Source organism: Campylobacter sp. RM12640 (assembly GCF_020137595.1).
Classification (GTDB): Bacteria; Campylobacterota; Campylobacteria; order Campylobacterales; family Campylobacteraceae; genus Campylobacter_E.
In genome coordinates this window covers 1-15,327 of sequence record NZ_JACGAU010000018.1, presented here as the reverse complement: position 1 = coordinate 15,327, position 15,327 = coordinate 1, and the positions used below count along the sequence as shown (strand labels likewise).

9 protein-coding genes are annotated in these 15,327 nt (G+C 29.0%); 6 read left to right on the top strand and 3 right to left on the bottom strand.

Features of this window, described 5'->3' with window-relative positions:
- Window positions 1-31: 31 nt before the first annotated feature.
- The 5 genes from rpoB (at window position 32) to AVBRAN12640_RS07270 (ending at window position 12,365) form a co-directional block, all read left to right on the top strand.
- Window positions 32-4,162, top strand: a complete 4,131-nt coding sequence (gene rpoB / locus AVBRAN12640_RS07290) for a DNA-directed RNA polymerase subunit beta (RefSeq protein WP_214119982.1) — start codon at window positions 32-34, stop codon at window positions 4,160-4,162.
- Complete coding sequence (rpoC, locus tag AVBRAN12640_RS07285; protein ID WP_442862233.1) at window positions 4,152-8,690, top strand: DNA-directed RNA polymerase subunit beta'; 4,539 nt, start codon at window positions 4,152-4,154, stop codon at window positions 8,688-8,690. The genes rpoB and rpoC overlap by 11 nt, the downstream gene beginning before the upstream one ends.
- A gap of 291 nt (window positions 8,691-8,981) precedes the next feature.
- Window positions 8,982-10,349: a hypothetical protein gene (locus tag AVBRAN12640_RS07280; RefSeq protein ID WP_336608942.1), complete on the top strand. Its 1,368-nt coding sequence runs from the start codon at window positions 8,982-8,984 to the stop codon at window positions 10,347-10,349.
- Window positions 10,350-10,400: 51 nt separating this feature from the next.
- On the top strand, window positions 10,401-11,261 hold the full coding sequence (locus AVBRAN12640_RS07275; protein WP_336612979.1) for a hypothetical protein: 861 nt from the start codon (window positions 10,401-10,403) through the stop codon (window positions 11,259-11,261).
- Between the two features lie 258 nt (window positions 11,262-11,519).
- Window positions 11,520-12,365, top strand: a complete 846-nt coding sequence (locus AVBRAN12640_RS07270; RefSeq protein ID WP_336609146.1) for a hypothetical protein — start codon at window positions 11,520-11,522, stop codon at window positions 12,363-12,365.
- Window positions 12,366-12,770: 405 nt separating this feature from the next.
- On the opposite strand, the gene AVBRAN12640_RS07265 is transcribed toward AVBRAN12640_RS07270, so the two are convergent.
- From AVBRAN12640_RS07265 to AVBRAN12640_RS07255, 3 genes are all read right to left on the bottom strand, one after another.
- Window positions 12,771-13,439: a cytochrome b/b6 domain-containing protein gene (locus AVBRAN12640_RS07265; protein WP_336609147.1), complete on the bottom strand. Its 669-nt coding sequence runs from the start codon at window positions 13,437-13,439 to the stop codon at window positions 12,771-12,773.
- Window positions 13,429-14,028: a 4Fe-4S dicluster domain-containing protein gene (locus tag AVBRAN12640_RS07260; protein ID WP_336609148.1), complete on the bottom strand. Its 600-nt coding sequence runs from the start codon at window positions 14,026-14,028 to the stop codon at window positions 13,429-13,431. Before AVBRAN12640_RS07260 ends, AVBRAN12640_RS07265 begins: the two co-directional genes overlap by 11 nt.
- A gap of 71 nt (window positions 14,029-14,099) precedes the next feature.
- Window positions 14,100-14,369, bottom strand: coding sequence for a hypothetical protein (locus tag AVBRAN12640_RS07255; RefSeq protein WP_336609149.1), 270 nt, complete (start codon window positions 14,367-14,369; stop codon window positions 14,100-14,102).
- A 61-nt stretch (window positions 14,370-14,430) separates the two neighbouring features.
- Between AVBRAN12640_RS07255 and AVBRAN12640_RS07250 the strand changes: the two genes are divergently transcribed.
- On the top strand, window positions 14,431-15,036 hold the full coding sequence (locus AVBRAN12640_RS07250; RefSeq protein ID WP_336609150.1) for a Crp/Fnr family transcriptional regulator: 606 nt from the start codon (window positions 14,431-14,433) through the stop codon (window positions 15,034-15,036).
- The last annotated feature ends 291 nt before the right edge of the window (window positions 15,037-15,327 follow it).

The following is a 15,327-nucleotide window of genomic DNA, read 5'->3' as shown; positions in this document are numbered from 1 at the left end:
ATTCTTTCAAAACTTACCAAGAGGTACATATATGTTAAATAGCTTACATTCAGGAAACAGATTAAGGGTGGATTTTTCAAACGTTCCACAGCAAATTGAGATTCCAAATCTATTACAATTACAGCAAAAAAGCTTTGATTATTTTTTAAATATTGGTAATGAAGACAGGGAAAGTGGTATAGAAAAAGTTTTTAAATCTTTTTTTCCTGTTAGTGATTCTCAAAATAGATTAAGTTTAGATTACGTATCTTGTGAATTTGTAAAGCCTAAATACACAGTAAGAGAGTGTATGGAAAGAGGTCTTACGTATGCAGCTAACTTGCGTGCAAAAATTCGCTTGACGTTATATGATAGAGATGAAAAAACTGGTGAAAAAATTGGAATTAAAGATATAAAAGAACAAGATATTACTATTCGTGATATACCTTTAATGACAGATAGAGTTTCTTTCGTTATCAATGGGGTTGAAAGAGTAGTTGTAAATCAGCTTCATAGAAGTCCAGGTGTTATTTTTAAAGAAAGCGAAGAAGGTAATAAATTACTTTATTCTAGCCAAATTATACCTGATAGAGGAGCTTGGATTTATTTTGAATTTGATTCAAAAAATATTTTATATGCAAGAATTAATAAAAGAAGAAAATTCCAAGCAACACTTTTATTAAGAGTATTAGGATATAGCAAAGAAGATATTATTCAATTATTTTATCCAATTCAAACAATAACACTAAAAAAACATAAATTCTATACAAAATTTGATATTAATGCTATAGGCGATAGAGTTGAATTTGATTTAATTAATGAAAAAGGTGAAGTTGTTCACGAAGCAGGTAAGAAATTAACTAAAAGAAAAATTAAAGAACTTGAAGAATCAGGTTTAAAATTAATAGAATATCCTGTTGATATTTTGGCTAATCGTCAATTAGCAGAGCCTGTATATGATAAAAATACTGGGGAATTATTATTTGATACTCTTACAATGCTTGATGAAGATAAACTAATTGCTTTAGTTCATAATGGTAGTGATTTTAAAATAGCTAATGATGTTGGTTCAGGAATTGATGATTCAATGTTAAAAACTCTTCAAAATGATTTAGATATGTTTAAATCATTTAAGCGTTCAGAAAACTATGAAAACGAAGAAGAATTTGCAATAGCTAAAATATTTAGAGTATTAAGACCAGGTGATCCTGTTGTTTTAGAAGCAGCAAAAACTTATATTTTAGATATGTTATTTAACCCTGAAAGATACGATATAACAAGAGTTGGTCGTATGAAAATGAACCACAAATTAGGACTTGATGTTCCTGAATATGTAACCGTTTTAACTAGAGAAGATATAGTAAAAACTATTCAATATCTTTACAGAATTAAATCAGGTCGTGGATATTTAGATGATAGAGACCATTTAGGAAATAGAAGAATTAGAGCTATTGGTGAGTTATTAACTAATGAATTACACATAGGTTTTGCGAAAATTCAAAAAGGTATTAAAGATAAATTAAGCTCAATTACTACTCCTATTGAAGAATTAATGCCAAGTGATTTAGTGAATTCAAAAATGATTACTTCTACACTACTTGATTTCTTTACGGGCGGTCAGTTATCACAATTTATGGATCAAACAAATCCACTTAGTGAAGTTACACATAAAAGAAGATTATCAGCTTTAGGTGAGGGTGGTTTAGTGAAAGAAAGAGCAAGTTTTGAAGCTCGTGATGTTCACACAACTCATTATGGAAGAATTTGTCCTGTTGAAACTCCAGAAGGTCAAAATATCGGTCTTATTAACTCGCTTTCAACTTATGCAAAAGTTAATGATTTAGGTTTTGTTGAAGCTCCTTATAGAAAAGTTGTAGATGGTAAAATAAGCGATGAAATCGTGTATTTAACTGCTACTCAAGAAGAAGGAATTTGTATTGCACCAGCTTCTACGAAAGTAGATGAAAATGGAAATATTGTTGATGATTTAATTGAAGCTAGAATAGATGGAGAAACGATACTAGCAAAACGCGAAGATGTAGGACTTATTGACCTTACTTCAGGAGCTATCGTTGGACTTGCAGCTTCGTTAATTCCTTTCCTAGAACACAATGACGCAAACCGTGCGCTAATGGGTTCAAACATGCAGCGTCAAGCAGTTCCATTGCTTACTGCTACTGCTCCAATAGTTGGAACAGGTATGGAAAGAGTAGTAGCAAGAGATGCGTGGGAAGCAATCAAAGCTAAGCGTTCAGGTAAAGTAGAAAAAGTTGATAGCAATAATATATTTATATTAGGCGAAGATGATAATGGTTTATATATAGACCATTACAAACTAGAAAAAAACTTAAGAACAAACCAAAATACAACATTTTCTCAAAAACCAATTGTAAGAAAAGGCGATATAGTAAAAGTAGGACAAGTAATTGCAGATGGTCCTTCTATGGATCAAGGAGAGCTTGCTATTGGTAAAAATGCTTTAATTGCATTTATGCCTTGGAATGGTTACAACTACGAAGATGCTATTGTAATGAGCGAAAAAATGATTCGTGAAGACGCATTTACTAGTGTTCATGTTTATGAAAAAGAAATAGAAGCTCGTGAATTAAAAGATGGCGTTGAAGAAATTACTCGTGATATTCCGAATGTAAAAGATGAAGATATAGCACATTTAGATGAGAGCGGTATTGTAAGAATCGGAACACATGTAAAACCTGGTATGATTTTAGTAGGTAAAGTTTCTCCTAAAGGTGAAGTAAAACCAACTCCTGAAGAGAGATTATTAAGAGCGATTTTTGGAGAAAAAGCAGGTCATGTAGTTAATAAATCTTTATATGCAGGTGCTAGTGTTGAAGGCGTTGTAATTGATGTAAAAGTATTTACAAAAAAAGGTCATGAAAAAGATGCTCGTGCAAAAGCAGCTCAAGATGCTGAACGCTTAGTATTAGAAAAAGACTATCATGATAGATTATTAATGATGGATAGAGAAGAAAATCTAAAGATTGCTAAATTATTAAAAGAAACTCCTTTAGAAAAAGCTGAAACTATAGGTGGAACATCTTATAAAAAAGGTGAAATCGTAAAAGAAGATGATTTATCTAATTTAAATCGTTTTGCTATCGGAAGCATTATTAAAGCTTATCCTAAAGATGTGCAAGCTTATTATGAGAATTTAAAAAATCATTTCCAAAATGAGAAAAAAGCTTTAAAACAAGAGCATGATGAAAAATTAGAAATATTAGAAAAAGATGATATTTTACAAAATGGTATAGTAAAACTTGTAAAAGTTTATATAGCAACTAAGCGTAAGTTAAAAGTTGGGGATAAAATGGCAGGTCGTCACGGAAATAAAGGTATAGTTTCTTGCATAGTTCCTGAAGTTGATATGCCTTATTTACCTGATGGAAGACCTGTTGATATTGTTTTAAATCCACTAGGTGTTCCAAGCCGTATGAATATAGGTCAAATTCTAGAAAGCCATTTAGGTTTAGTAGGACTTAGACTAGGAGAACAAATTCAAGAAATATTTGATGCAAAAAGAGCTGATTTTATTAAAGAATTACGCCAAAAAATGATTGATATTTGCGATATTTCAAGATTAATGGACGCTAAAGTTTATCTTAAAGATATGAGTGATGATGAGTTTATTCGCCACGCAAGAGATTGGAGTAAGGGCGTTAAATTTGGAGCTCCTGTTTTTGAAGGTGTAACTGCAGAAGAATTTAAAAAGCTATTTGAAATGGCTAGAATAGATATGGATGGCAAAAGTGAGCTATACGATGGTCGCACAGGCGAAAAGATGAAAGAGCGTGTAAATGTGGGCGTTATGTATATGCTTAAACTTCACCACTTAGTAGATGAGAAAGTTCACGCAAGAAGTACAGGTCCATATAGTCTTGTTACACAACAACCTGTTGGTGGTAAAGCATTATTCGGAGGTCAAAGATTTGGAGAGATGGAAGTTTGGGCATTAGAAGCTTATGGTGCAGCACATACCTTAAGAGAAATGCTAACTATTAAATCTGATGATATTGATGGAAGATTTGCAGCGTATAAAGCACTTGCAAAAGGCGAAAATGTAACTTCAGCAGGAATTCCTGAGACATTTTTTGTTCTTACAAACGAGCTAAAATCTTTAGCTTTAGATGTTGAGATTTATAAAGAGGATAATGATGATGAATAAGAAATATAAAAAAATCCAACTTAACGAAGAAGAAAAACCAAGTCAATTTGATGCCATAGGGTTTAAAATAGCTAGCCCTGAGGCTATTCGTTCATGGTCATTTGGTGAAGTAAAAAAACCAGAAACTATAAACTATCGCACACTTAAGCCTGAAAGAGATGGCTTATTTTGTGCTAAGATTTTTGGACCAATTAGAGATTATGAGTGTCTTTGCGGAAAATATAAAAAAATGCGTTTTAAAGGCGTTAAATGTGAAAAATGTGGAGTTGAAGTAACTACAAGTAAAGTTCGCCGCACTAGAATGGGTCATATTGAATTAGTTACTCCAGTGGCTCATACTTGGTATTCAAATGCAATACCTGCAAGAATTTCAACACTTTTAGATATTTCTACAAAAGATTTAAGCCGTGTTTTATACTATGAAGCATATATTGTAGAAGCTGTTGGAGATGCGCATACTGCAACTTATGATGATAATAAAAAAGTTACAAAATATAGCGTAATCAGCGAAGAACAATTCCAAGCTTTAAATGAAAGATATGAAGATACTGGCTTTAAAGCTAGAATGGGTGGAGAAGTAATTCATGATTTATTAGCTGAACTTGATTTAGTAGATATGGTAAGAGAATTAAAAGAAGCTTGCGAACTAGCTCCAAAATCAAAAAAACCTGCAATTATTAAAAAATTAAAAATTGTAGAAAGCTTTTTAGCAAGTTCTCAAAGTGGAGAAGGAAATCGCCCTGAATGGATGATGATTACATGCTTACCTGTTTTACCACCTGATTTACGCCCATTAGTGTCTTTAGATGGTGGAAAATTTGCTGTTTCTGATGTGAATGATTTATATCGCCGTGTAATTAACAGAAACTCTCGTTTAAAAAGATTAATTGAACTTGATGCGCCTGAAATTATTATTAGAAACGAAAAAAGAATGCTTCAAGAAGCTGTTGATTCATTGTTTGATAACGCTAGAAAACAAACAGGAGCAGCTAAAGGTGCGAATAAAAGAACTCTAAAATCACTTACTGAAATCATCAAAGGTAAGCAAGGACGCTTTAGACAAAACCTACTTGGAAAGCGTGTTGACTTTTCAGGTCGTAGCGTAATTGTTGTTGGCCCAAAACTTAGAATGGATCAATGTGGCTTACCTAAACAAATGGCTTTAGAATTATTTAAACCACATTTATTAGCTAAACTTGAAGAAAAAGGTTATGCAACTACGGTTAAACAAGCTCATAAAATGATAGGCGAAAAGACTAACGAAGTATGGGAATGTTTAGAAGAAGTAGTAAAAGATCATCCTGTAATGCTAAACCGTGCACCAACTCTACACAAGCTTTCAATTCAAGCTTTCCATCCGGTGCTAGTTGAAGGTAAAGCTATTCAGTTACACCCTTTAGTTTGTGCTGCATTTAACGCTGACTTTGACGGCGACCAAATGGCTGTGCATGTTCCACTTAGCCAAGAAGCAATAGCAGAATGTAAGATATTAATGCTAAGCTCAATGAATATTTTATTACCTGCAAGTGGTAAGGCTATAACAGTTCCATCACAAGATATGGTTTTAGGTATTTATTATCTATCGCTTGAAAAAACAGATGCAAAAGGTGCTAATAAGATTTGCACTGGTGTTGATGAAGTATTAATGGCTATGCAAACAGGCTCACTTGATATTCATGCTACAATTAAATCAGTTGTAAATGGTAAGAGTATTAAAACTACTGCGGGTCGTTTAATTATCAAATCAATTTTACCTGATTTTGTTCCTGAAGAATTATGGAATAAGGTTTTAAAGAAAAAGGATATCGGAGCATTAGTTGATTATGTTTATAAAAATGGTGGCTTAGAAATTAGCGCAAGTTTCCTTGATAATCTTAAGAATTTAGGTTTTGAATACGCTACAAAAGCTGGTATTTCAATTTCTATTGCTGATATTATTGTTCCTGATGAAAAGAGTGATAATATAGAAAATGCAAAAGCAAAAGTAAGAGAAATCCAAAACTCATTTAACCAAGGTCTAATCACTGCTAGTGAGCGTTACAATAAAATTATTGATATTTGGAAAAATACTAATAATGAATTATCAAAAAATATGATTAATTTAATGAAAAACGATAAAGCAGGATTTAACTCAATTTATATGATGGCTGATTCAGGTGCTAGGGGTTCAACGGCTCAAATTTCACAGCTAGCAGCTATGCGTGGTCTTATGGCTAAACCTGATGGTTCTATTATTGAAACACCAATTACTTCAAACTTTAGAGAAGGGCTAAATGTTCTTGAATACTTTATCTCAACTCACGGAGCTAGAAAAGGTCTTGCGGATACTGCGTTAAAGACCGCAAGTGCAGGACACTTAACAAGAAAGCTAATTGATGTTGCTCAAAATGTGAAAATCACTATGAATGATTGTGGAACTCACGAAGGTATAGAAGTTAGTGAAATTACTGCTGATGGTGTTGTAGTTGAAAACTTACACGATAGAATTATAGGTAGGGTTTTAGCTGATGATGTTATTGATCCAATTAGCAATGAAGTATTATTTAATGAAGGCACATTAATTGATGAAGTAAAAGCAAAAAGCATTGTTCAAAGCAATATCAAATCAGTTACAATTAGAACTCCAATTACTTGTAAAGCTAAAAAAGGAATTTGTGCTAAGTGCTACGGAATTAGCCTTGCTGAAAGTAAGTTGGTTAAAACTGGTGAAGCTGTTGGTATTATTTCAGCTCAATCAATCGGTGAGCCAGGAACTCAGCTAACACTTAGAACTTTCCACAGCGGGGGAACTGCTACAACTGATATGCAAGATAGACAAGTAGAAGTTAAGAAAGAAGGTTTCATAAGATTTTATAATGTTCAAACTTATAAAAATAATGAAGGCAAACAAATTATCGCAAATCGTAGAAATGCAAATATCCTTTTAGTTGAGCCTAAGATTAAAGCTCCATTTGATGGAAGTATTTCATATATTAATGCGCACGATGATATAACTATAGTTGTAAAATCAGGTAAAAAAGAGCAAAAATATATTTTAAGAAAACACGATGTTGCAAAAATCAACGAATTAGCTGGTGTTAGTGGAAACTTATTAGGAAAGCTTTATTTACCTTATAAAGAAGGTGATAAAGTTGTTGAAAATGAAAGTATAGTTGAAGTTATTAAAGAAGACTATAACATTCCAAGACGTATTCCTTACGCATCAGAATTATTAATAGAAGATGGAGCACCAGTAGCTCAAGATATTAGAGCAAATGCGGTTGGTAAATTAAACTATTACATTCAAAAAAGCGATGGTTTAGAAAAAATTGAGCTTAAAAAAGGTCATATAGTTAATGAAAAAGGTTTATTTGTAATTATTTCAGATGGAAATGATAGAGAAGCTATTCGCCATTATGTTCCAAGAAAATCTAAAATAGAATTTGGAAGTAATGAAATAATTAAAAACGCTAATGATTTAATAGTTACAGATGCAAGTAATGAAAGCCATATAATAGCTCAATGGGACCCATATAATAACCCTATAATAGCTGAGAGTGATGGTGTTGTAAGCTTTGTAGATATTGAACCAGGCTTTAGTGTTGAAGAGCAAACTGATGAATTAACAGGAAATAGCTCTTTAGTAGTTAATGAATATTTACCTGCTAGTATGAAACCTGCTATTGTGATTACAAAAGATGATGGAAGCACAATCAGATATCAACTAGAATCAAAAACCGTTATTTATGTAAATAATAATGAAAAGGTAAAAGTAGCTCAAATTCTAGCTAAAACTCCAAAGGCAGCAACTAAGTCTAAGGATATTACGGGTGGTCTTCCAAGAGTTACTGAATTATTTGAAGTAAGAAAGGTTAAAAACCCTGCTACATTAGCTGAGATTGATGGAATTGTAAGACTAGGTCAAGCTAGCCGTATGCGTCAAGTTATTACTATAGAAGGTGCTGATGGCAATTTAGTTGAGCATACAATTGACCGCCATAGCCAAATCCAAGTAAGAGATGGTGAGATGGTTCATGCAGGTGAGCGTTTAACTGATGGAACAATTACAAGTAATGATATTTTAAGAATATTAGGCGAGAAAGCATTGCACCATTATTTAATTAGTGAAATTCAGCAAGTTTATAGCGGACAAGGCGTTGCAATTAGTGATAAACATATAGAAATTATTATTTCACAAATGTTAAGACAAGTAACCATTATAGATAGTGGAGATACTAAGTTTATAGTAGGCGATGTAGTAAGTAAGCGTAGATTTGCTGAAGAAAACGAAGCTGTTATGAAATTTGGTGGAAGTCCAGCTATTGCAGAACCGCGCTTAACGGGTGTTACTCGTGCGTCAGTTAGCAGTGATAGTATTATCTCGGCTGCTTCGTTCCAAGAAACTACTAAAGTATTAACTGAAGCTAGTGTAACTGGTAAAGTAGATTATTTAGAAGACTTAAAAGAAAACGTTGTTTTAGGTAGAATGATACCTGTTGGAACGGGACTTTATTCAAGAGCAAAATTACAAATTCATAAAAACGACTAATTGTAAGGGGATATAATCCCCTTATTTATTATTAATATCACAATACATTTTCTAATTACAATATTTAAATAAATATGAATATTTTAAATAGCTATAATTTTTAACTACATTTTTTAGCTTTCAAATCTTGTTTTAAATTCTTTAAAATTAGTAGAATTTAAATAAATGCTTTAGATATTTTTATTGATATTTTTCATATTATATATTCTATTTAAAGGTATTTAAAAAATACAATGATTTTAAAATATAAAAATAGTATTATTTTAAAATATTATAAAAAGTGGGGTAAAAATGGCTTTTGAAAATGTAGTAATCACAAAAGAACTTGATGAAAAATATAAATTATCTAAAATATTTAACATTTACAATAGAAGGTATAAAACTATTCCAGAAAGAAAAAAGTTTTTATTTGATAGTGATAAAGAGTGTTTTTTGCTTGAATGCTACCATTATGAAGACCCAGAGTTTGATCATGCTTATCTTAGCAAGGCTGTGTATATTATGTGGTACCAAAATACCTTTATAGAGCTTGTGATAGATTATAATTTGCACGAGATGATTGGAAACGAGATGTATGATTATATCTATGAGATTTTAGATATAAAAGTGCTTGATTCTACTATTAAAGATAACAAAGAAGGCTTTAATGTAATAGGGTATGATTATATATGTAGAGTTTTAGACATTAAAGATAAATCACCGCTTAGCAAAGATGAAATCTTTAGCGTAGTAAAAGATGCTTTGTTAGCTTGTAAAGGCTATGGAAGAAAAGTATATGTTTTAGATGAGATAACTAAACAAAAGTTAGAACAAACAAAACTATCATTAGATGAGGCAAACGAAATTTTGGATATTGCTGATGATACAGGGTATTTTGATTATATAGCAAAGCATTTAGATTTAAGATATCTTGGAGTTTTTAATAAATACACCGTTTTTTGCGAAGGGGTAAATGATATAAAAGATACAAGAAGTATTGATAAAACTATCGCTTTAAAGTTTTTGGATATTGATACAAATATAAGCTTGAAAAACGCTTTTATAAGGGTTTTTGATATAGACGAGCAAAGCTTGTTAAAAACCTTAAAAAGCGATATGTTTAAGTGTGTTGATATTTATAATATATTTAGCTCTCGCTTAAACAAAGAATTACATGATACAAAAGAATACAAAGCTTATGTGGAATTTGAAATTATGTATGAGACTCTTTTAAAGCGTTTTGCACGAGAGACATCAGGTGCAGTGCGTGTGATAGTAAGCGATAATCCTAGTCATAGTTTTGTTCATGCTACTTGTAAAGAGATTATGAAAAATGAAAATATAACTATGATAAATGATATACCAAAGAAGTTTTATCATGATTGTGCATGGTATTATGAGGATTTGCTTGATGCTTTTAGACGCGAGAAGGAATTTTTCAAAGAACATGTAAAAGAAACAGAACTACTTCTAAAACAATTGTCAATATATAAAAAATACGGCGTGCGCGGTTTTAATATTTTTAGATTTTTTTATAAATACTATGATAAAGCTTTTAGATTTTTTAACAAATACTACAATCCTTTTATGAAAGTTGTTATATTTGGTTTGCAGTTAGCTTGTGTTTATTTTGTTATTAGATTAGTTATTGTTTTGCTTAAGATTTTTGGTTTGATTTAGTGTAATAAAGAATGTATTATTACTAAATTAACTTTATTTTAAAGGTAAGATATGAATGAGTTTTTAATATATCTAACATATTTTTTAGATAATTTACATGGTTTAGCTAGTGGGATTATTAGTATTTTAATTCCTATAGATTATGTGCCATTTTTTATTACCTATCCTACGCTTTTTGCCCTTACATTTTTTATAGGAATGAACCTTTATCCTAGATTTATAATAGCTTTATATATTTTATTTTTTTATTTGGTTATAAGAGTTGGGCTTATTGATAGAGATATCGGTGGGGGATTTGTAGTTTTACAACTATTGCTACCAATTGTATTTTCACTATTAATTTGGTGGTTTTATAAGTTAATAATGAAACAAAATCAAAAATTTATTCAAGTTATCTTTTATTTTTTCTCATTTTTAATGATTGCCTTTCACGGAATATTATTCATAAGTCATTTTAATTTACAGCAAAGTCCAAAACACGAAGTAACAGAACTTAAAAAACCAAATACCTTATTATTAAGCACAATTGAAAAGCAAAACTATACGATAGATGGAAAATTTTTTAAAAGTGTAAAATTGATAGTTGATAAAGAAGTGCAATTATATGAAAATTATAAAAAATATGAAAAACGCTTTGAAGAAGAAGCTTCAAAATTACCAACTAGACTTAGTAAAGATAAGCTAATAAATTATGATATTTATGGTTATTTTGTGCCTTGTAACTATGCAAAATCATATATGTCTTTTAGAGAGCTAAAAATCCCAGAGCATCCTGATTTTGATAGAATTTATGATTCTTTTGCTAGGTTATTTGTTGATAATTATTATCTTAGTTTAGACAATTATATAAGTGATTGCTCTAATGATGTTTATACAAATTATTTAAATAAATTAAAAGGAGAATTAAAATGAGTTGTGGTTTAGAATACACATTTTTATTTTTAATATAATTATTTGAATTATTTTTCATAATTAAATATATTAAACAAAATATTTTTATATTAATTATGCAAAAAAATATCAAGAAATATTCTTATTTTTAAATGAAGTAAAAAAGCAAATATTAATAAGATACAACTAGCTAAATATAACTAAAAGAATTTAAATTAGTGATAAAATCACAAGTATTATCTGATATAAAATAAAACATTTTGTTACAAGGAAATTAAAGTGGAAATTATCAATAAAAAGTGTGATATTTGTTCTTATAAAATCTCAAAATTAACTTATAAAAAAGATTTAGGATTTGTTAGTCTAAAATGTCCTAATTGCAATGCCTTGTATAGATTAAAAGACAAAATGTCTTTTGTTATGATAGATGCTGCTTTAGTAGATATTTCTCGTTGGGTTTGTGCATTGCTTTCTATTGTGCCTATTGCTTTATTGGATAAATTTATTAATAGCAGAATTATTCAAGTAGCAATATGGTTTTTAACTTTTTTGATTATTGCAAGTATTTTTTCATTCATTCATGATTATTTAGAATTGTTTATATTTTCAAAATTTGTTTTATTTGATAATAGTGAAACAATTGAAATTAAAAAATCTAGGTTAAACAAATTAAAAGACTTTATGATTAATCTTAGTAAAAATATAAATATATTTTATAAAAAGTGTGATATTTGTTCTTGTAAAATCTCAAAATTAACTTATAAAAAAGATTTAGGATTTATTAGTCTAAAATGTCCTAATTGCAATGCTTTTTATATTTTAAAAAGCAAGATTAATGGCTTTTCTTTTAGCAATGCTTTGAGTGTTATTTTTGGTTTTATTAGCGCTATTATTACAATAATTTTTGCCACTTCAAATAAGAATTTAGCTAATGAAAATTTTGTATTTTTTATCTTTATATTATTTGCGATTTTTTTAATATCTATTGCTATTTTTTCTATTATTGAGCGTTATTTGAATATATTTATATTTTCTAAGTTTTTCTTGGTTGAAGATTTGAGTAAAATCAAAGCTAAAAGTAAAACAATAATAGACTATATTTTAAGCAAATTTAAATTCTTATAAATCATCACAAGCTTTAATTTATCAATGTTTGTTTAAAGTGTTCTTTTAAAGATTTAATAATAGAAATAACTACGAAATAATACAATAGACAAACTTTTTTATACCTGTTATCTAACTGAAAATATTTAATTTAATCTTAAAATATTAGTAGTTCTTAAAACTATATTTTGGTATTACAAAATAAATATAATATTTTTATTTGATTATATGATTTATGCCTTTTTTAGTAAAGTTAGTAATAATTTTGGCTTTGTTTAATACTTGCAAATTTGCTTAAATTTGTCCTTTGTTTTTACTAATTTTTCTTATTTTTATATTATGAAAATTTATTTTCTTAAGTATATTTCATCGGTATCAATTTCAACTAAACAAATAATCAAATTTATAATTTAGTTCTAGTAAAGCTCATAACATATTTAAGACCTTTTTAGCGGCTTTTACACCTTCATACCATAATTTATGTCTTTTTAATACATATTTAGCATCAATTTTTCCACCAAACATAGCACCTAAAAGTGCTCTATTAGTCTTAAAAACAAAAGCAAATAAATGTATAAATATCCAAAAAATCATTAAAAACATTCCAATATTATGTAGTAATGCTACTAAAAATATAGAGTTTTCACTAATTGAAATTCCTGCTAAATTTTTATAAGTTTTAATAAGCCCTGTAATAATCAAAACAGCCATAATAATTACAAGTCCTAAATACGCAAGGCGTTGTTCTGGTAGGTATTTTTCGCAAGGTTCTTCTTCTTTGTTAAAAATTATTGCATAGATTAATTTTATGCTTTTTTTAATATCACCTTTTTTTGGAAGCATTGAAAAATCTTTGCGTAAAATATAATATGTAATATGCAAAAACACAAAAAATATCAAGCTAATACTAAAAATATAATGAATCATCAAACTAATATAATAATCCACACTCCAAGACATTAAAGGTAATTTATAAATCATATATCTTTTTGCGACAGGCATTTGCAAAATACCACTAAAAATCAATGCAAAAACACTAATCATTATTCCTAAATGAGTTATTTGATTAAATATACTTTGTCTTTTAATTTTCATTTTTTTTCCTTAGTAAAACACCTGCTAAAACACCTGCAATCGGGCTTAATAAAACACTTTTAATAATTTTGTCATTACTGGTTATTTTGTTATTTATATCTACTTTCATATGTGCTATTCCTTGAGTGTTGTTTGCGTGTTTTTTGCTTATTGCTTCTTGAATTTTTTCAAACGAAATCGGTGATACATAAAAAGTCGCAGTTCCGCCGTTTTGTTTATCTCCGTAAATATATGTGCCATCATCTTTGGCTAAATCTTTATATTCTTGTGCCTTTTTTAGGGCTAGTAATTTTATTTTTTCCTTATTTGCATATATCATTGCGTTTTTAGGACAAGCACTCACACAAGCAGGAATGCTAATATCAGCACATAAATCGCATTTATACATAACTCCGCCACCTGCTAATTTAGGTGCTATTTTAAGATAAACTCCAACTCCTGCTTGTCGTTGTGGTATGTGCCAAGGGCAAACATCTTTACATTTTGCTCCACCAAAACAAACATTAGGGTTAATCTTAACTGCTGAATTATCTTTGCTAATTGCTCCAAAAGGACATATTTTAAGGCAAGTTGGGTCATCACAATGCATACAATGTCTTGGGATATTTATATTTTTATTATCTATGTTTAATTTTTCAACATAGATGAAATTATAAGGATTTAGCCTATTAATCTCATCTTTTTTGTCTTGAAATCTTCGTAAAATTTTTGTGGATAATAATTTGGTATTTCGCTAATTGGTTTAGGAAAAACATCTTTATTTTTTAATTTACAAGCACTTACGCATAAAGGTGTTGCTAAATTAGCACAGCCATCGCAAAGGCTTAAATCAATTAGTTTTGCCATTGTTTCTTGATTAGTATTCGCAAAAACCTTGCTTACACTAGCAATTCCTGCGATTTTTAAAAAATTCCTTCTATTTAAACTCATAATATTCCTTTTTTTGATAAAGTATAAGAGTTTTTAAAATTATGTATGTGATAAAGTTACAATGAAAAAGATTGAAGATTTTTTAAATTCTATATTTACAAATAATGAGCTAATTAAAAAATGTTTAGAAAAAGGTCTTTTTAAGACTTATAAAAAAGGTGATGATTTATGGGATTGTCAAGGGCTTATATTTATAATTGATGGAAGTATTAAGATATTTATTGATAATGGCATTAGAAAGATTGATATTTTTAATTTATCAAATGATGAATATTGCTTATTATCAGCTTCTTGCGTGCTAAATAATATTAGTTTTGATGTTAATATTGAGTTTGTAAAAAATACTAATGTTTGGGTAATTCCTAGCAAAGATTTAGAAGAATTAAGCGAAAAATATTTAGAATTTAAACAGCTAAAATTAGACATTATTTCTAAAAGACTTAGCGAAATTATGCAATTTTTAGAAGATTTTGCTTTTATGCCGCTTTCAAATCGTGTTTTAAAATATATAAAAGATAATGCAAGTAATAATGAATTAAAAATCACTCATGAAGAATTAGCAAGAGTAGTAGGTAGCTCAAGGGAAAGTATTTCAAGGGTTTTAAAAGAGTTGAAAAATGATAATAAAATCGTGTTAAAACGAGGTGTTATTATTGTTTGTACTTAAAGAATTTAAAACAGGAGTTTAAAATAAATCTTAGATATTGCTAGATTTAAAATCTAAATTTCAAATTTAAATTTTTTAAAATTAAATAATTTTTCTAATTGCAATACTTAAAAATAAAGCTATTTAAAACAACTTGAAATAGGATTTTGATTTTTTTATAATTATTTATATTATAAATTTCATCTATAAATCCCAATAACCATAAACTCCACTAAACTCTTATTTTACAAGTATTTTAAACAATCTATTACCACTAGTCCATTTCAAATAACTTAAAAACTTTTTCACATT

What these genes read in the sequence shown, in the direction of transcription:
- AVBRAN12640_RS07265 (WP_336609147.1), bottom strand. Translation starts at nt 13,439, where the DNA reads ATGAAAATTAAAAGACAAAGTATATTTAATCAAATAACTCATTTAGGA.
- AVBRAN12640_RS07260 (WP_336609148.1), bottom strand. Translation starts at nt 14,028, where the DNA reads ATGCATTGTGATGACCCAACTTGCCTTAAAATATGTCCTTTTGGAGCA.
- rpoC (WP_442862233.1), top strand. Translation starts at nt 4,152, where the DNA reads ATGATGAATAAGAAATATAAAAAAATCCAACTTAACGAAGAAGAAAAA.
- AVBRAN12640_RS07275 (WP_336612979.1), top strand. Translation starts at nt 10,401, where the DNA reads ATGAATGAGTTTTTAATATATCTAACATATTTTTTAGATAATTTACAT.
- rpoB (WP_214119982.1), top strand. Translation starts at nt 32, where the DNA reads ATGTTAAATAGCTTACATTCAGGAAACAGATTAAGGGTGGATTTTTCA.
- AVBRAN12640_RS07280 (WP_336608942.1), top strand. Translation starts at nt 8,982, where the DNA reads ATGGCTTTTGAAAATGTAGTAATCACAAAAGAACTTGATGAAAAATAT.
- AVBRAN12640_RS07255 (WP_336609149.1), bottom strand. Translation starts at nt 14,369, where the DNA reads ATGAGTTTAAATAGAAGGAATTTTTTAAAAATCGCAGGAATTGCTAGT.
- AVBRAN12640_RS07250 (WP_336609150.1), top strand. Translation starts at nt 14,431, where the DNA reads ATGAAAAAGATTGAAGATTTTTTAAATTCTATATTTACAAATAATGAG.